Source organism: Blastococcus capsensis (assembly GCF_030165005.1).
In the GTDB taxonomy this organism is placed as follows: Bacteria; Actinomycetota; Actinomycetes; order Mycobacteriales; family Geodermatophilaceae; genus Blastococcus; species Blastococcus capsensis.
The window spans coordinates 17181-33500 of sequence record NZ_JASNNW010000028.1 but is presented as its reverse complement, the minus strand read 5'-3'; the positions used below and the strand labels follow the sequence as shown (position 1 = coordinate 33500).

The following is a 16320-nucleotide window of genomic DNA, read 5'->3' as shown; positions in this document are numbered from 1 at the left end:
CCCCGATCCGCTCGGGGACCGGGCGTCGTAGGTTCTGCGGCATGTACTTCACCGACAGGGGCCTGGAGGAGCTGGCCGAGCGGCGAGGCGGTGAGCAGGTCACCCTCGCCTGGCTGGCCGATCAGATGCAGGCGTTCGTCGACCAGCACCCCGACTTCGAGGTGCCGGTAGAGCGGCTGGCCACCTGGCTCGCCCGCGGCGGCACGGACGACGACGACCTCGACGACTGATCCGCCCGCCCCGCGCGCCGAGTGCGACGAACTCGTGGCCATCACCCTGCTGATCGCCACGAGTTCGTCGCACTGGGCGGGTCTCGCCAGCCATCCCGCGAGCCTGCGCAACAACACGGTCGGATGCAGCCACGCTCTGAGCATGCTCGGTCACTCCCACGCGCTCTCCGGTCTCGCTACCGGCGCCGCGACGCTGCCGTGGGCCCCGGTCCACGGCGCGGTCGCCCAGGGCGCCTGGATCGCCGCCGTCGGCGGGTTCGCGATGCTGCCCGACCTCGACCACCGCAACTCCACGGTGTCGGACATGTGGGGCCCGGTGACCGACGTACCGGCAGGGGCGATCGGGGCGCTGTCCGGCGGACATCGCTGGGGCACCCACGACGCCATCCTCGCCCCGCTGGCCTTCGGCGCCCTGGCCGTGCTCGCCGCCGGCGCGTTCTGGTCCAGTCTCCTGCTCATGGCGCTGGCGATCGGGCTGGCGCTGCGGGCGCTGCACTTCGTCATCCCCGGGCGGACCGAGACGACGGTCCTCGGGAACCTGGTGCTGTCCTGGGGCGGCGCGTGGCTGCTGCTCGACCACATGAGCAGCCCGGTGTGGCTGCCGTGGGCGGTGGCCGCCGGCGTCCTGACGCACGTCCTCGGCGACGCGATCACCACCGCCGGCGTGCCTGTGCCAGTGCTGTGGCTGGTCAAGCGGAAGCGGCTGGCCCTCTCTCCCATCCGCACCGGTGCGACCGTGGAGAAGATGGCGCTGGTGCCGCTGTTCGTGGTGGCGACGGTCGTGCTCGCCTACAGCAACACCGGCCTGCACCTCGCCGTGGACCCGCTGGTGGACCGCCTGCTCAGCGCCGGCTGACTCACGGGCGGGGGTTGGTCCGCGTCCATCCCCGCTCGTCGCGGCGCGCTCCCTGGCCCGCGCGGCAGCGCCGGCACACCGCCTGCACGCCCTCCGCGTGCCGCCCCGACTCGGGCTGAGCGTCGGCCCAACCGACGTGCGGGAAGCGGGTCAGCCGCGATCTGCTGAGCGAGAGCCCGCACACCGTCTCGTTCCGCCCGCGCTCCCACGCGTGCACCTCCCCTGCCGGGTACCGGATGCCGTCGTCGGGGTCGACCCACTGGTCCGTGGCCGCGACGGCCGCGCTGCTGGCTCCCATGCGCCGTTCGGTACCCGTGACGCGGACCCGCGACAAACCGTTCGCCGCGATCGGCCGGGACCCGCAGACTCGGGGCGTGGAAAGACTGTCCGACAAACTGCTGAACTGGGCGAGCATCCTCGACGACGAGACGCGCAAGCAAGCCGAGCGCACCGCCTCGCTCGACATCGTCGACCCGCATGTCGCCCTCATGCCGGACGCGCACCTGGGCAAGGGCGCGACCGTGGGGTCGGTGCTGCCCACGCGCGCGGCGATCATCCCGGCGGCGGTCGGCGTCGACATCGGTTGCGGCATGATCGCCGTCCGCACGCCGTGGTCGGCCGACGAGGTGCGGGCCCGCGGCTCGCTCGCGCCCCTGCGCGGCGACATCGAGCGCGCCGTACCCCTCTCGGCGGGCCGCTACAACAAGAGGCTGACCGACACCGCCCGCCGCCGGGTCGCCGAGCTGGAGGCGAAGGCCGAGGAGCTCGGCCACCGCGTCCTGCACTCGGTGACGGCGACGGCGCCAAACTGGGCGCTGCAGCTGGGCAGCCTCGGCTCGGGCAACCACTTCATCGAGGTGACCGCCGACGAGCAGGACCGCATCTGGCTCTTCCTGCACTCCGGCAGCCGCGGGGTGGGCAACAGGATCGCCCAGAAGCACATCGCGATCGCGCACGAGCGGGCGCGGCGCGACGGCCTCGACCTGCCCGACCGCGACCTGGCCTGGCTGGACGAGGGCACCCCGGAGTTCGACCGGTACATCGCCGAGCTGCGGTGGGCGCAGCACTTCGCGCTGCTCAACCGCGAGGAGATGATGGACCGGGTCGCCGACGCCCTGGCCCGGCACATGCGCGCCGACGCGACGCCGGAGCTGGAACGAGTCAACTGTCACCACAATTTCACCCAGCACGAGGAGCACTTCGGCGAGGAGCTGTGGGTGTCCCGGAAGGGCGCCATCCAGGCGGAGAAGGGGCAGGCGGGGCTCATCCCGGGCTCGATGGGGACGGCGAGCTACGTGGTCAGCGGGCTGGGCAACCCGGAGTCGCTGAACAGCTCCCCGCACGGCGCCGGCCGGGTGTACTCGCGGACCAGGGCCCGCAAGACCTTCACGCGGGGTCAGCTCGACGAGTCGATGCGCGGCATCGAGTGGCGGCACAGCGACGCGTTCCTGGACGAGATCCCCGCGGCCTACAAGGAGATCGACGTCGTGATGGCCGACGCCGTCGGTCTCGTCGAGGTCCGGCACACGCTGCGCCAGCTGGTGAACGTCAAGGGCGACTGAAGAAGGACCGGCCGGTCGCCGAGCGGTTGCTGGCCGGGGTGCCGGGGCTGGTCCACCGCCCCGGCCTCAGCGGGTGACACCCTGCTCGCGGGCGCAGGCGGCGACGGCCTCGGCGACCGCGGTGGCCACCCGGCGGTCCAGCGGGCTCGGCACGATGTAGTCCGGCCGCAGGTCCTCGCCCACCACGTCGGCGATCGCGGTGGCGGCAGCGAGCTTCATCTCCTCGGTGATGCCGGTGGCGCCGGCGTCGATGGCGCCCCGGAAGACGCCGGGGAACGCCAGCACGTTGTTGATCTGGTTGGGCAGGTCGCTGCGACCGGTGGCGACGACGGCGGCGTACTTCGCGGCCATCTCCGGGTCGACTTCGGGGATGGGGTTGGCCAGCGAGAAGACGATGCAGTTCTCGGCCATCGACGCGATCGCCGCCTCGGGCACCGTGCCGCCGGAGACTCCGACGTAGACGTCGGCGCCCGCGAGCGCCGCCACCATGGAGCCGGCGAAGCCGGCCTCGTTGGTGTTCTCCACCAGCCACCGTTTGGTCCCGGTCAGCGCCTCGCGCCCCGGGTGCAGGATCCCCTGCGAGTCGGCGACGGCGATGTCGCCGACGCCGGCCTCGATCAGGATCTTCGTGCACGCCACGCCGGCGGCGCCAGCACCGGAGACGACCACGCGCAGGTCGGCCAGCTCCCGCCCGACGACCTTCGCCGCGTTGCGCAGCGCGGCGAGCACGACGATCGCCGTTCCGTGCTGGTCGTCGTGCATGACCGGGATGTCCAGGCGGTCGCGCAGCCGGGCCTCGATCTCGAAGCAGCGGGGCGCGCTGATGTCCTCGAGGTTGATGCCACCGAAGGACGGGGCGATGGCGGCGACGGTCTCGACGATCTCGTCGACGTCCGTGGTGGACAGCACGATGGGGACCGAGGAGAGCCCGGCGAACTCGCTGAACAGGCAGGCCTTGCCCTCCATCACCGGCAGGGCGGCCACGGGGCCGATGTTCCCGAGCCCCAGCACCGCGGTGCCGTCGGAGACGACGGCGACCACGCGCGGCGCCCAGGTGAAGCGACGGGCGAGCTCCGGCTCGGCCGCGATGGCGCTGGACACCCGGGCGACGCCGGGGGTGTAGGTCAGCGCGAGGTCGGCGATCGAGCCGATCGAGCGGGTGGAGGCCACGGAGAGCTTGCCGCCCTCGTGCACCGCGAACGCCGGATCGTCGGCGAAGCGGTCGGTGCTGAGGTGCTGCCCGGGCCCGGCATTTCCGCTCATGGGCACAGCAGCGTAACGACGGCCGGGCGGGTGCATGTCGCTACGGTGCCGGCGTGGAGATCGGTGAGCTCGCCGTCCCCGACAGCTACGTGCTCGACCTGGTGCCGCACGGCGACACGCGAAGATGTTTCACGGAGTGGTTCCGCGCGACACGCGCTGTCCCTCGCGCAGGCCGACCACAGCGTCTCCGCACGAGGCGTCCTCCGAGGGGCGTGCACTTCGCCCTCGTGCCGCCCGGTCAGGCCGAGTACGTGCACCGCCCCGCCGGCCGGGTGCTCGACGTCGTGGTCGACGTGCGGGTCGGCTCCCCGACGTTCGGGGTGCACCACTTGGTGGTGCTCGACGGCGATCGGCCCCGCGGGGTGTACCTGGCCGAGGGCCTGGGCCACGCGTTCGTCTCCCTGGCCGACGCGAGCTCCGTCACCTACCTCGTCTCCTCCGGCTACGACCCGGCGCGCGAGTTCGGCGTCTCGCCGCTGGACCCGGCTCTCGACCTGCCCTGGCCCGCCGACGTGGAGCTGGAGCCGTCGGCCGAGGACCGTGCCGCCCCCACGCTCGACGAGGACCGTCAGCAGGGCCTCCTGCCGACCATGGAGGAGTGCGCGGCGCGGTACACCGCGCTACGCCACGCCCGAGGGCCGTCCCGGCAGCCGGCCCGGCCGCGGCCACAGCCGTCCCACGATCCGGCCGACGACCACGGCCGGGCCGAACGAGCGGCTGTCGTCGGTGGCGAACGGGTTGTCGCCCTCCACCCAGTGCCCGCCGTCGACGGCCCGGCGCACCCGTTTGACCACCAGGAGCTCCGGTCGCGCCGGGAAACGGGCCAGGACGACGTCACCCGGCCGCACCCGCCCCCCCGACCGGCTCCCCGGCCGCACCCTTCGGGCGAGCAGCCGATCGCCGGAACGCACCGTCGGTGACATCGACGGGCCGCTCACCCGGACCGCTGCCCAAGCGCTCGGCAGCCCGGCCACCTCTGCCCTCGCGCGATCTCCCAGACTGTCCCCGTCGGTCACCGCGAGTAGGGTCGCAGACGACACAACCCCACGATCTTCGGAGGCATCTCCATGCGTCTCATCCGCATGTTCTCCGCCGTGGAGGCCACCGCGCACTGCGACCTCCCCTGCGGCGTGTACGACCCGGCCCAGGCCCGCATCGAGGCGGAGTCCGTCAAGGGCATCCAGGAGAAGTACCAGGCCAACGAGGACCCGGTCTTCCGCACCCGCGCCATCATGATCAAGGAGCAGCGGGCGGACCTGGTCAAGCACCACCTGTGGGTGCTGTGGACCGACTACTTCAAGCCGCCGCACTTCGAGAAGTACCCGCAGCTGCACGAGCTGTTCAACAAGGCCACCAAGCAGGCCGGCGCGGCCGGTGGCAAGGGCAGCATGGACCCGGCCGAGGGCCAGAAGCTGCTCGACTACATCGCCGAGATCGACAAGATCTTCTGGGAGACCAAGGCCGCCGCCTGACCCTCCGGCAGCGCCTCGGACGGCGCCGGTCGACACCTGTCGGCCGGCGCCGTCCGCCGCCTGTCGGACTGTCGCCCGCCGGCGGCCGGTTCTCGTGTTCCTGACCGGCGGCCTGCTCGAGCGCAACGCCGCCTCCTTCGACGTCGTGGCCGCCCTCCGCCGACAGTGCAGCCCGGCATCCTCGGGAGGTCGTCCACGAGCTGGGCGCGGCGGTGCTGAAGGCCACGGGCGGCGACCTGTGCGACGACGCCACGATGGGGTGCCTGGACTCGTACGGGGCCCTCCCCGCCGCCGCATCACCGAGTGTGTGGCGCGGATCCCGGCCGCTCCTGACGCGGGTCCGACCCGCGAGTCCGGAACCGCATCCCCAGGCGCCCGGTAGCGTTCGCACACGATGCGCATCGACCCCGCCGGCTGGCCCTTCATCACCGGACCGCTGGCTCCGGCCGCCCTGCTCGCCGCGGGGGGCCAGGCCACGGGCCACCGTTGGCCGCGCCTGGCCGCCTGGCCCCTGCTCGGCCTCTCCGCCTACATGGCGCTGTTCTTCCGCGATCCCGACCGCCGGTGCGACACCACCACGCCCGGTCCCGACGACGTCGTGTCGCCTGCCGACGGCGTCGTCATGGTCGCCGGCGAGCCGCAGGAGGGCGTCGCGCCCGAGGGCGACTGGCAGCAGGTCAGCGTCTTCCTGTCGGTGGTCGACGTGCACGTGAACCGCTCCCCCTACCGGGGCGAGGTCGTGGAGAGCTCCTACCGCAAGGGCAGCTTCCTCGCCGCCTACCGCAAGGAGTCGGCGCACCGCAACGAGCGCAGCGAGCTGCGGCTGCGCGACGGCGAGCGCACGGTGGTCTTCCGGCAGATCGTCGGCGTGCTGGCGCGGCGGATCGTCACCCGGACCGGCCGGGGCCAGCGGCTGGAGACCGGTCAGCGGATGGGGCTCATGAAGTTCGGCTCCCGCATGGACGTGTTCGTGCCACCCGAGTGCACGATCACCGTGACGAAGGGGCAGCGGGTGCGGGGCGGCGAGACCGTCATCGCCCGCTGGCCCTCGACCGACTGAGGTGGCGTCCGTGCCCAGCTCCGCATCCGGCCAACGCCCGCCACAGACGCGCCGCACGGCCACCGTCGAGTTCGTCCGCGGCTCGGTTCGGGGCAGCCGCCGCCGCGCGCTGGCGACGCTGCCCAGCCTGTTCACCCTCGCGAACATGCTGTGCGGCTTCGCCGCGATCCTGGTCTCGATCCGCGGCCAGTACACCCTGGCCGCGGTGCTCATCGGGCTCTCGGTGCTCTTCGACATCACCGACGGCGCCGTCGCCCGCCTGGTGGGGGCCGTGACGCCCTTCGGCCTGCAGTTCGACTCGCTGGCCGACCTGGTGTCGTTCGGGCTGGCTCCGGCGCTGCTGGCCTTCACCCTGTTCTCCGAGGGCCGCGACGAGTGGGACCCCCTGGGCTGGGTCGTCTGCTTCCTGTGGGTGGCCTGCGCAGCCATCCGGCTGGCCCGGTTCAACACCACGATCGACCCGACGGCGGACAAGCGGTACTTCATCGGCATGCCCAGTCCCGGCGCCGCCGGTGTCGTGCTGGCCTCGGTGTTCGCCTTCGGGGACGCCATGCAGGGCCGCGACCGGCTGTGGGTGCTGCTCGTCGTCGCGCTGCCGGCGGTGCTGATGGTCACCAACATCCGGTTCCGGTCGTTCCGGTCGCTGGTCAGCCCGAAGAGCGGGCGCCCCTACGGCCTGATCGCCGCGGCTGTGCTGCTGGTCATCGGCCTCGCCCTCTGGCCCGTGGTCACCTTCTGCCTGCTGGCCTACGGCTACCTGTTCGCGCCGGTCCTCGTGCCAGTCGTCGCTCCGCTGGCCAGGCTGCTGCCGCCGAGGCTGAAGGAGGTCCTCTCATGAGCGTCCGACCCGTCCGCCCCGACGACGTCCCGGCCGTCATCGGCCTGGTCCGCGAGCTGGCCGAGTACGAGAAGGCGCTGCACGAGGTGCGCCTGACCGAGGAACAGCTCACCAGCTGCCTTTTCGGCGACTCCCCCGCACTGTTCGGCCACGTGGCCGAGCACCAGGGCAGCGTGGTCGGCGTCGCCCTGTGGTTCCTGAACTTCTCCACCTGGCGCGGCACGCACGGCGTGTACCTCGAGGACCTGTACGTCCAGCCACAGCACCGCGGCACCGGTCTGGGGCGCGAGCTGCTCCGCACCCTCGCCCAGGTCTGCGTCGACCGGGGTTACTCCCGGCTGGAGTGGTCGGTGCTCGACTGGAACACCCCGTCGATCGAGTTCTACCGGGCCGCCGCCGCCGTCCCCATGGACGAGTGGACGGTGTTCCGCCTGACCGACGACGCCCTGGACTCCTTCGCTGCCGACCGCCGCTGAAACGGTGGCGCACCGGGGCCTGGACCGGCGTGCCGGCCCGCGGCACGATGCCGCCACCCGGTCGTCCCCGAGGAGCGCGCCATGCCCCGACCGTTCGCCACGCACCGCGACGACGCCCCCGCGTACTGGTCCCTGGGCGAGCTGCTGACCGTCTTCGCCACGGGTGAGCAAACCGGCGGCGCCTTCAGCCTGCTCGAGGAGCGCCTGCCCCGGGGGGCCGAGCCACCGCCGCACGTCCACCACCGGGAGGATGAGTCGTTCCTGGTCCTGGCCGGTGAGCTCACCGTCCGGGTCGGCGACGACCTCCTGCGCGCCTGCGCCGGCTCGCTGGTGTTCTGCCCCCGCGACGTCCCCCACCTGTTGACCGTGGAGTCCGACGAGGTGCGGATGCTCACGCTCTGCACGCCCGGTGGCGTGGAGCGGTTGTTCGTGGAGCTGGGCGAGCCGGCCACCGCACCCACCCTGCCGCCGTACGACGGCGCGCCCGACCCGGCGCGGGTCGTCACGCTCGCCGCGCACTACGGCGCCGAGGTGCTGACCGCGTGGCCGTGAGGAAGGGCGCTAGCGTTCGCCCCGTGACGACCGAGCGCGGACCGATCGAGTGCTGGCTGACCGACATGGACGGCGTCCTCGTCCACGAGGGCAACGCCCTGCCCGGAGCCAAGGAGTTCCTCGACCGGCTCGTCGAGCGGCGCCGCCGGTTCCTCGTCCTCACCAACAACTCGATCTTCACGCCGCGCGACCTCGCCGCCCGCCTGGCCCGGGGCGGCCTGCAGGTGCCCGAGGCGGCGATCTTCACCTCGGCCCTCGCCACGGCGGACTTCCTCACCTCCCAGCTGCCCGGCGGCTCGGCGTACGTCATCGGCGAGGCCGGGCTGACCACCGCGCTCTACGAGGCCGGCTACACGCTCACCGACACCGACCCGGACTACGTCGTCCTCGGCGAGACGCGCACCTACTCGTTCGAGGCCATCACGCGGGCGATCCGGCTGGTCGCGGGCGGCGCCCGGTTCATCGCGACCAACCCCGACGTGACCGGCCCCTCCCCCGAGGGCCCGCTGCCGGCCACCGGATCGGTGGCCGCGATGATCACCGCGGCCACCGGCGCCAAGCCCTACTTCGTGGGCAAGCCCAACCCGATGATGTTCCGCAGTGCGATGAACCGGATCGAGGCCCACTCGGAGTCCACGATGATGGTGGGCGACCGCATGGACACCGACGTCGTGGCCGGGATCGAGGCCGGGCTGGAGACGGTCCTGGTACTCACCGGCTCCACCACGGCGAGCGAGGTCAGCCGCTTCCCGTTCCGCCCCAGCCGGGTCTGCGACTCGATCGCCGACGTCATCGATGTGATCTGAGAAAGGACCCCACCGCCCCCACGCCTCGCACGCTCGGCGCGGGCCCCTGCGGCGGGGCCGTGTGCCGCTTGCGAGCTGACGGCGCTTCCCGGGACGGGCCGTCAGCGGTCGAGAAAGGCCAGCCGGGACTCCGGGGTCGCCAGCAGGTAGAGCACCGTGGCCACGAGCGCGAGGATCGGCAGGCCGATGAGCGGCAGCTGGGCCGAGAACGCGAACGTGAAGCCGGTCAGGCCGAGGAAGAGCTGGAGCGCGATCACCGGCCCGCGAGCCCAGCCGGCCACCCGCCGGAGACCCCGGGCCCCTGCACCCAGGACGCCCGCGACCAGGCCGGCGAGCACCACCTCGGCCACCGCCCGGGGCACGCTCTCCGGGTTCCCGGTCAGCGTCAGGAACAGCAGGACCAGGGCACCGAGCGCGAAGGCGAGCGCCTCGACGGCGACCGCCAGCGCGGCCCGGCGCAGGGACGCCGGCGCAGCGGTCGCGGGCCGCGGCGGGCGCGGCGCCGGCTGCGCCGCCGCAGCGCCGAACAACCGGTCGGCCAGGCGACGGGGCGGCGGGGACGGCGCGCTCCGGTCCTCGGTCACGACGGCGAGACTACGCGGCGCGGCCGGCCCCCGGCCCCGCTTCCTCCCATGACCGTCCGGCGCCGCTGGATAGCCTGGCGGCATGCGCGCGCTCGTGGTGGTCAACCCCGCGGCGACCACCACGACCGCCAAGATGCGGAACGTTCTGGTCGGGGCGCTCGCCAGCGAGCTCAAGGTCGACGTCACCGAGACGGGCCACCGCGGGCACGCCCGCGAACTGGCGGCCCAGGCCGCGGCCGACGGAATCGACGTCGTGGTCGCCCTGGGCGGCGACGGCACGGTCAACGAGGTGGTCAACGGCCTGCTGAGCGATGGCCCGGGTCCGGCGGTGCCCACCCTGGCCGTCGTCCCCGGCGGATCGACGAACGTCTTCTCCCGGGCCCTGGGCCGGTCTCGCGACCCGGTGGAGGCCACCGCCGAGATCCTGGCCGCGCTGCGGGCCGGCCGGACCCGGCTCGTCTCGTTGGGTACGGCGAGCGCCACGGGCACCAGCACGGCGGCGGTCACCGGCGTCGCGCCGGCGGTGGCCGAGGCGGTGGCCCGGGCCGACGCCGACGAGTCGGGGTGGACGACCCCTCGCTGGTTCGTCTTCGCGGCCGGGCTCGGCTTCGACGCCGACGTCATCGCCCGGGTGGAGGCCCGCCGGGCACAGGGACGGCGGTCCACCGGCGCGCTCTACGTGCGAGAGGCCACCAGCGCCTTCCTGTTCGGCCGGGAGCGGCGCCGTCCGGCCATGAGCCTGCAGGTGCCGGGGGAACCGGATCTGGAGGGTCTGTTCCTGTGCCTGATCTCCAACGTGAGCCCCTGGACCTATCTGGGCGCGCGCCCGGTGAACCCGACGCCCGAGGCATCCTTCGAGACCGGGCTCGACGTGTTCGCCCTCGGCCGCACGAGCACCGCCCGGATGCTGCTGGCGCTGCGGCAGACGATGGCGCGGGAGCCCGACCTCCGGGGCCGGGGGCTGCACCGCCGGCACGACCTCCGGCAGCTCGCGCTGACCGCCGACCGGCCGCAGGGCTGGCAGGTCGACGGCGACCACCTGGGGACCGCCACCGGGCTGCGCATCCAGAACGTGCCGGACGCGCTCCGCGTGGTCGCCTGAGGGCATTCCTCGAGCGTCCGGCGGTGGTACTCGCCCCGCCGAGTGGCGGGCCTATCACGGTCGTGGTGAGGTTGCTCACGCGGGGGTCCGCCCTCAGCCCGTTTCCCTTGACAGGCGTCCCTGCCGTGAAAACATCGCTGCTGGAACGCAACCTGTCGGTAACAGAGCGGGAAAGTCGCTGCCGCCATGGCGCTGGGTAACCGGTGTCGGCCCGGCGAAGGCGGACCGAGCAGGCGACTGACGCAGTAATCCGTAGACGACATCGAGGAGTACAACGCCATGGACTGGCGCCACCGTGCGCTCTGCCGGGACGAGGATCCGGAGCTGTTCTTCCCGATCGGGACGACCGGCCCCGCCCTGGTCCAGATCGAGCAGGCGAAGGCCGTGTGCCAGCGCTGTCCGGCCGTGCAGCCGTGCCTGGACTGGGCCCTGCGCTCGGGTCAGGACTCCGGTGTCTGGGGTGGGCTCTCCGAGGACGAGCGACGCGCGCTGAAGCGCCGTCAGGCTCGGACCCGGGTGCACACCGCCTGATCCGGAGGACACGACCGGCTGCGGGGACGCCCTCGCGGCCACCGCACCACCGCGATCGCACTGACCGCCACGAGGCCGGTCCGGGTTCTCCCCGGACCGGCCTCGGCGTTCTCGGAGTCGGCCGGCTCAGCGTCGCGGTCGCTTCCCGCCGGGCAGCGTGAGCACCACCTCGGTGCCGGTCCGGCCCTCCGGCGTGCCCATGCTGAGACTGCCACCGAGCTCGCTGGTCACCAGCGTCCGGACGATCTGCAGCCCCAGACCGTCGCTGTCGGTCGGGTCGAACCCCGGCGGCAGGCCCTGCCCGTCGTCGCGGACCCGGACGACCAGGTCGTCGCCGTCGCGCTCGGCGACCAGTTCGATCGTCCCGGGCTCGGCACCGACGAACGCGTGCTCGGCGGCGTTGTGCAGCAGCTCGGTGACCGCCAGGACCAGCGGCGTCGCCGCCGCCGCCGGCAGCTCCCCGAACGAGCCGGTGCGGCGGGTGCCGGCTGCCGGGCCCACGGAGGTGAGGTCGCCCAGCATCGGGAGCACCTGGTCCAGCACGTCGTCGACGTCGACGACGTCCTCCCGGCTGCCGGCCAGCGTCTCGTGCACCACGGCGATCGACGCCACCCGGCGCACCGACTCCTCCAGCGCCGCCCGGGCGGCCGGCTCGGTCATGCGCCGGGCCTGCAGCCGGAGCAACGCGGCCACCGTCTGCAGGTTGTTCTTCACACGGTGGTGGATCTCGCGGATGGTCGCGTCCTTGGTGAGCAGCGCCCGGTCCCGGCGCCGCACGTCGGTGACGTCCCGGACCAGCACCAGCGCCCCCGGGTCGGCGCCGGGCGCCTGCAGCGGCAGCGCCCGCAGCAGCAGCGTGGCGCTCGCGGCCTCGACGTCCATGGGGTCGGGGTACCGCCCGGCGACCGCCGCCGTGACACGGGCGGCCGCCGACTCCCCGGCGACCCGGTCGGTCACGACGCGGCACGTGACCTCGGCCAGGTCGGCCCCGGCGAGATCGCCGGCCACCCCGATCCGCCGGTAGGCCGAGAGCGCGTTCGGGCTGGCATACGTGACCCGCCCGGCGCCGTCGAGGCGCACCAGCCCGTCGCCGACCCGGGGACCCATCTCGGCGTCCTGGAGCTTCTCCGGCGGGAAGGTGCCGGCCGACACCATGAGGCAGAGGTCGGCGGCGATGTCCAGATAGGTGAACTCGAGCGTCGACGGCGCCCGGGTGACCGCCAGGCTGGTGTCCTTGGCGAGGACGGCGACACCGACGCCCGCGTGGCGGACCGGGATGACCTCCCGCCGCCGGGGCGTGCTGCCGCTCCGGTCCGGCTCGCCACGCGTGACCGGACGCCCGTCCCGGTGCGCCGCGGCGAAGGCCTCGGCAGCGGCCACGTCGAGTTCGACGCCCACCACGTCCTCCGGAAGGCTGGTCGGGGCGGTGAGCGGACGGACCTGCGCCACGCACCACCACGCCCCGGTCGGCAACGGCACCCACAGGGTGAGGTCGGCGAAGGCCAGGTCGGCCAGCAGCTGCCAGTCTGCGACCAGCCGACGGGCGTGGTCGACCTGCGCGGGGCTGGACACCGTCCCGCGGGTGAGGCGCTCGGAGAGGCTGCTCATGGTGCCCCGAGCCTAGAGAAGGGCGCCTTCGCCCTCGCACGCTCGGGAGGCGGCAGCCGTCGGGGGTGACGACGGCATTCCGCGCCCGGTCCTGCTCTTCCGGTGTGCCGACGTCGCCGGCCGGGCGGAGTTGCTCGTGGTGCGCGGTCCGGGCGGCCGGGTCCGAACCGCGTACGACCGCCGCGCACCGGCTGCACCGGCTGCACCGGCTGCACCGGCTGCTGGACTTCGACCGGATGCCGGACCGGGACCGGTCGCCGGTCCCTGGCCTGTTCGTCCACGGCCGGGAGCTCCATGAGGATCCCGTCCTCCTCACCCGTCGCACGCTCGGGGTGAGCTTCCGGACGGGGCCGTCAGGCAGAGACGGTGGCGATCAGGTCGCCCTCCTGGAGGACCTCTCCCTCCACCACGTGCAGCTCCTGGACGGTGCCCGCACGCTCGGTGAGCACCGGGATCTCCATCTTCATCGACTCGAGGATCACCAGCGTGTCACCGGCCGCCACGGGCGTCCCCGGTGCGACGAGCACCTTCCAGACGCTGGAGACCATTTCCGCGTGGATCTCCTCGACCGCCACCGGTTCCTCCCGCGCTCGCCGTTCGTGAGCCCTCATCCAAGCACGGCGGACGCCGCTCAGGCTCCCGGCACGGTCGCCGCCGAGGCGAGTCGGCCGAGTACCGCGCGCACCTCCGGACCGTCGTGCGGCACACCGGTCTCGGGCATCCCCGACAGCGCCCGGCTCGCCGCCCCTGCCGCCGTCGGGATGTCGTCGGCGCCCACGCTGACCGTGGCCAGCAGCGCGTCGTACCAGCCGTCGAGCCGGTCGCCCGGGTCGTAGCCGCTGCGCGCCACCAGGTCGACGACGGCGTCGGCCGCCGGTGGGCGGCCCGAGCCCGGGAGGCGGCCGCTGATCCGGCCCGCGGTCCCGGGGGGAAGGGTGGACCGCAACTGGACGGCGATCGCGGCCCGCGGCGCGGTGTGCCCCGTGGAGCCCGGTCCGGCCGCCCGCGGATCGTCCGCGCTGCGGAGGGCGAGTTCCACGGCGTCCACCCCGTGCGCGCGCTCCAGCACGGCCATGTCCAGGGAGAAGCCGGCGGCGACCTCGGCGAGTGCGCCGTCCGGGGCGATGCCCACGGTGACCAGGCCGCGCCAGCCCACCTCCGCCAGCCTGGAGGCCGCCGACGGCAGCTCCTCCGGGAGGGTGGGCGTCCAGGAGACCCGGGCGATCCCGGCGGCACGGTCGCGGGCCACCGGGGTCGTGAAACGCAGCCCCTCGGCGGTCACCCAGGCCAGGAAGCCGCGCTCGCTGGCCGGCTCCACGCCGTCCCCACCGAGCCGTTCCAGCACCTCGGGATCGGGGCCGGCCCAGCGGAGCCCGGCGGCGATGACCGCGCCGGCCAGCCGCGCGTTCCCGGCCAGTGCCGGAGGCACCGGCAGCACGGTGCCGGCCCCGCTGCGGCGGGCGGCCTCGACGATGCGGTCGACGGCCAGGTAGGACTCCGTCGCGGGCGCCGGGCCGAGCAGGACGGCGTCATCGGCCAGCCGGACGTGCCGTGCGGCGCGTTCCACCTCGCTATGCACCGCCACGGCCTTGACGTCCAGTCGGTGGCAGGCGGTGATCACGGCGCAGGCCGCCGGACCCCGTCCCGCGACCAGGACGGTCTCGTTCCCCAGCTGCGGCACTGCTGTTCCTCCTGCATCGCCCTGCCCGGCGCACGGCCGGGTTCCCCCGTGAGAGGCTTGTCGGGTCAGCTTGGCGGGTCCATCGGCGTCGCGCACCCTACGTGCACCACGCTGCGGCCCCGCGGGATCCACGGGCCAGCGGCCCACCGGCAGTGTGAGAGGAGGGCAGCGATGTCCAAGCGTGGACGCAAGCGTCGCTCCCGCAAGGGGAACAAGGCCAACCACGGCAAGCGCCCCAACGCGTGACGACAGGCCCGGGAGCATCGCAGCGAGGCCGCCGCCGACAGGGAGTGAGCATCGCAGCGAGGAACGAGCGAGGAGCGGAGCGACCGCGGAGGCGGCGTTCGGCTCCGAGCGAGGAGCGGACCGGGCCGCGGAGTCGCGCCAGCGGTGACGCTTGAGAGCGACCCCCTCTGTACGCAGAGGGGCTGCGCGCCAGAGGCCCAGAACCGGACCGGTTCTGGGCCTCTGGCGTTTCCCGGTCCTATGCGGTGGGGCGCTCCGCCGACCGCTCGATCGTCAACCGCTCGACGCTGACCGAGGTGCCGTCGTCCTCGATGGACACGGTGGTCAGCTGCATCTTGATCCGGTCCCGCAGGCCCGACGGCGGCTTGTCCCCACCGCAGCGCCGGCGCACCAGCGCCTTGAACTCCTGCTCGATGCCGAACTCGCGCAGACACGAGGAGCAGTCCTCGAGGTGCTCGGCGATCAGCCCGCGGCGCTCGTCGCTGGTCTCGTGGTCGAGGAACTCGAACACGTGCGTCAGGACGTCGTCGCAGGAGTTGATCTCGATCGGCCCACCGGCCTGAGAAGCCTCGTCGGCCATCAGTGGCTCGCCTCCTCACCGGCTCCGGCACGGACGAAGCCGCGCTCACGGGCGTAGTCGGCCAGCAGCTTCTGCAGCCCGCGCCGACCGCGGTGGAGACGGGACATCACCGTGCCGATGGGCGTGCCCATGATCTCGGCGATCTCCTTGTAGGCGAACCCCTCGACGTCGGCGAGGTACACGGCCAGCCGGAAGTCCTCCGGCAGCTGCTGCAGGGCCTCCTTGATGTCGGAGTCCGGCAGGTGGTCCAGCGCCTCGATCTCGGCCGACCGCAGCCCCGTGGAGCTGTGCTCCTCCGCCGCGTACAGCTGCCAGTCCTGCACCTGTTCGGTGGGGTACTGCTGCGGCTGCCGCTGCTTCTTCCGGTAGCTGTTGATGTAGGTGTTGGTCAGGATCCGGTAAAGCCACGCCTTGAGGTTGGTGCCCTGGGCGAACTGGTGGAAGGCCGAGTAGGCCTTCACGAACGTCTCCTGCACCAGATCCTCGGCGTCGGCCGGGTTGCGGGTCATCCGCAGCGCGGCCGGGTAGAGCTGGTCCAGGAAGGGCAGCGCATCCCGCTCGAACCGCGCATCGCGTTCCGCGCGGGTCTCGGCCACCTCCGTGCGGCTGCCGCCCTCGCGGGCCTCGGGCACCTCCACGGGTGCGGCCACGGGCGTCTGGCCGGGGTTGTCGACCGCGGGATCCTCAGGCACCGACCATCCTCTCTGGGGCCCCCTGATGCGGGGCGCCACATCGGTCGATCCTAGCCGTGCTGCGTCCGGACGGCCCGGGGGACGTCGGTGCGCGGCCCGTGTGCGCGTGCTGGCGAGGGTGCTGCTCACGGCCGGTGCAACCGCCCGGCCGGGCGGGGGCATTCCCGCCCGGGGCCACCTC

The 16320-nt window shown here is 73.4% G+C and carries 21 protein-coding genes and 1 pseudogene; 13 read left to right on the top strand and 9 right to left on the bottom strand.

The window, feature by feature from the left end:
• Positions 1–41 precede the first annotated feature (41 nt).
• Both QOZ86_RS19210 and QOZ86_RS19205 read left to right on the top strand, forming a co-directional pair.
• Entirely contained in the window at positions 42–230 is a 189-nt protein-coding gene (locus QOZ86_RS19210) for a DUF6104 family protein (RefSeq protein WP_091928837.1), read from the top strand.
• Positions 231–372: 142 nt separating this feature from the next.
• On the top strand, positions 373–1086 hold the full coding sequence (locus tag QOZ86_RS19205; protein WP_284493581.1) for a metal-dependent hydrolase: 714 nt from the start codon (positions 373–375) through the stop codon (positions 1084–1086).
• A gap of 1 nt (position 1087) precedes the next feature.
• Here the strand turns inward: QOZ86_RS19205 and QOZ86_RS19200 are convergent, their stop codons facing one another.
• Positions 1088–1384 (bottom strand): hypothetical protein, encoded by a 297-nt coding sequence (locus QOZ86_RS19200; RefSeq protein WP_284493580.1) that lies wholly within the window; start codon positions 1382–1384, stop codon positions 1088–1090.
• Positions 1385–1460: 76 nt separating this feature from the next.
• Between QOZ86_RS19200 and QOZ86_RS19195 the strand changes: the two genes are divergently transcribed.
• Complete coding sequence (locus QOZ86_RS19195; RefSeq protein WP_284493579.1) at positions 1461–2648, top strand: RtcB family protein; 1188 nt, start codon at positions 1461–1463, stop codon at positions 2646–2648.
• A 66-nt stretch (positions 2649–2714) separates the two neighbouring features.
• Here the strand turns inward: QOZ86_RS19195 and QOZ86_RS19190 are convergent, their stop codons facing one another.
• Positions 2715–3911: an NAD(P)-dependent malic enzyme gene (locus tag QOZ86_RS19190; protein ID WP_284493578.1), complete on the bottom strand. Its 1197-nt coding sequence runs from the start codon at positions 3909–3911 to the stop codon at positions 2715–2717.
• A 53-nt stretch (positions 3912–3964) separates the two neighbouring features.
• Here QOZ86_RS19190 and QOZ86_RS19185 point away from each other — a divergent pair.
• Positions 3965–4459: pseudogene (locus tag QOZ86_RS19185) on the top strand (dTDP-4-dehydrorhamnose 3,5-epimerase family protein); the annotation flags it as partial.
• Between the two features lie 72 nt (positions 4460–4531).
• On the opposite strand, the gene QOZ86_RS19180 reads toward QOZ86_RS19185, so the two are convergent.
• Positions 4532–4834 (bottom strand): S26 family signal peptidase, encoded by a 303-nt coding sequence (locus QOZ86_RS19180; protein WP_284493599.1) that lies wholly within the window; start codon positions 4832–4834, stop codon positions 4532–4534.
• Positions 4835–4978: 144 nt separating this feature from the next.
• Here QOZ86_RS19180 and sodN point away from each other — a divergent pair, with 144 nt between their 5' ends.
• From sodN to QOZ86_RS19150, 6 genes are all read left to right on the top strand, one after another.
• Positions 4979–5383: a superoxide dismutase, Ni gene (gene sodN, locus QOZ86_RS19175; protein WP_284493577.1), complete on the top strand. Its 405-nt coding sequence runs from the start codon at positions 4979–4981 to the stop codon at positions 5381–5383.
• 394 nt (positions 5384–5777) lie between these two features.
• Positions 5778–6443, top strand: a complete 666-nt coding sequence (locus QOZ86_RS19170) for a phosphatidylserine decarboxylase (protein ID WP_284493576.1) — start codon at positions 5778–5780, stop codon at positions 6441–6443.
• Positions 6444–6453: 10 nt separating this feature from the next.
• A complete protein-coding gene (gene pssA / locus QOZ86_RS19165; protein WP_284493575.1) occupies positions 6454–7281 on the top strand; it encodes a CDP-diacylglycerol--serine O-phosphatidyltransferase in 828 nt (275 codons plus the stop codon).
• Entirely contained in the window at positions 7278–7757 is a 480-nt protein-coding gene (locus QOZ86_RS19160) for a GNAT family N-acetyltransferase (protein ID WP_284493574.1), read from the top strand. The genes pssA and QOZ86_RS19160 overlap by 4 nt, the downstream gene beginning before the upstream one ends.
• 81 nt (positions 7758–7838) lie before the next feature.
• Positions 7839–8309: a quercetin 2,3-dioxygenase gene (locus QOZ86_RS19155; protein ID WP_284493573.1), complete on the top strand. Its 471-nt coding sequence runs from the start codon at positions 7839–7841 to the stop codon at positions 8307–8309.
• 23 nt (positions 8310–8332) lie between these two features.
• Positions 8333–9115, top strand: a complete 783-nt coding sequence (locus QOZ86_RS19150) for an HAD-IIA family hydrolase (protein ID WP_284493572.1) — start codon at positions 8333–8335, stop codon at positions 9113–9115.
• 101 nt (positions 9116–9216) lie between these two features.
• Here QOZ86_RS19150 and QOZ86_RS19145 read toward each other — a convergent pair whose 3' ends face one another.
• Entirely contained in the window at positions 9217–9699 is a 483-nt protein-coding gene (locus tag QOZ86_RS19145; protein ID WP_284493571.1) for a hypothetical protein, read from the bottom strand.
• Between the two features lie 82 nt (positions 9700–9781).
• Here QOZ86_RS19145 and QOZ86_RS19140 point away from each other — a divergent pair, with 82 nt between their 5' ends.
• Positions 9782–10801, top strand: a complete 1020-nt coding sequence (locus tag QOZ86_RS19140; RefSeq protein ID WP_284493570.1) for a diacylglycerol/lipid kinase family protein — start codon at positions 9782–9784, stop codon at positions 10799–10801.
• A gap of 279 nt (positions 10802–11080) precedes the next feature.
• Positions 11081–11332: a WhiB family transcriptional regulator gene (locus tag QOZ86_RS19135; RefSeq protein ID WP_041775839.1), complete on the top strand. Its 252-nt coding sequence runs from the start codon at positions 11081–11083 to the stop codon at positions 11330–11332.
• A gap of 126 nt (positions 11333–11458) precedes the next feature.
• On the opposite strand, the gene QOZ86_RS19130 is transcribed toward QOZ86_RS19135, so the two are convergent.
• The 3 genes from QOZ86_RS19130 to QOZ86_RS19120 all read right to left on the bottom strand — a co-directional run bounded on the left by QOZ86_RS19130 (position 11459) and on the right by QOZ86_RS19120 (position 14621).
• Positions 11459–12940: a sensor histidine kinase gene (locus QOZ86_RS19130; protein ID WP_284493569.1), complete on the bottom strand. Its 1482-nt coding sequence runs from the start codon at positions 12938–12940 to the stop codon at positions 11459–11461.
• A gap of 353 nt (positions 12941–13293) precedes the next feature.
• Entirely contained in the window at positions 13294–13515 is a 222-nt protein-coding gene (locus QOZ86_RS19125; protein WP_284493568.1) for a biotin/lipoyl-binding carrier protein, read from the bottom strand.
• A gap of 56 nt (positions 13516–13571) precedes the next feature.
• The gene (locus tag QOZ86_RS19120; protein ID WP_284493567.1) at positions 13572–14621 is read right to left on the bottom strand and encodes a biotin carboxylase N-terminal domain-containing protein; all 1050 of its coding nucleotides are present in this window, start codon (positions 14619–14621) and stop codon (positions 13572–13574) included.
• A gap of 171 nt (positions 14622–14792) precedes the next feature.
• Here QOZ86_RS19120 and QOZ86_RS21295 point away from each other — a divergent pair, with 171 nt between their 5' ends.
• A complete protein-coding gene (locus QOZ86_RS21295) occupies positions 14793–14867 on the top strand; it encodes a 50S ribosomal protein bL37 (RefSeq protein WP_014377707.1) in 75 nt (24 codons plus the stop codon).
• 238 nt (positions 14868–15105) lie between these two features.
• On the opposite strand, the gene rsrA is transcribed toward QOZ86_RS21295, so the two are convergent.
• Together rsrA and QOZ86_RS19110 are read right to left on the bottom strand one after the other, a co-directional pair.
• The gene (rsrA, locus tag QOZ86_RS19115) at positions 15106–15447 is read right to left on the bottom strand and encodes a mycothiol system anti-sigma-R factor (protein ID WP_014377708.1); all 342 of its coding nucleotides are present in this window, start codon (positions 15445–15447) and stop codon (positions 15106–15108) included.
• Entirely contained in the window at positions 15447–16139 is a 693-nt protein-coding gene (locus QOZ86_RS19110; protein ID WP_284493566.1) for a sigma-70 family RNA polymerase sigma factor, read from the bottom strand. Before QOZ86_RS19110 ends, rsrA begins: the two co-directional genes overlap by 1 nt.
• Between the last annotated feature and the right edge of the window lie 181 nt (positions 16140–16320).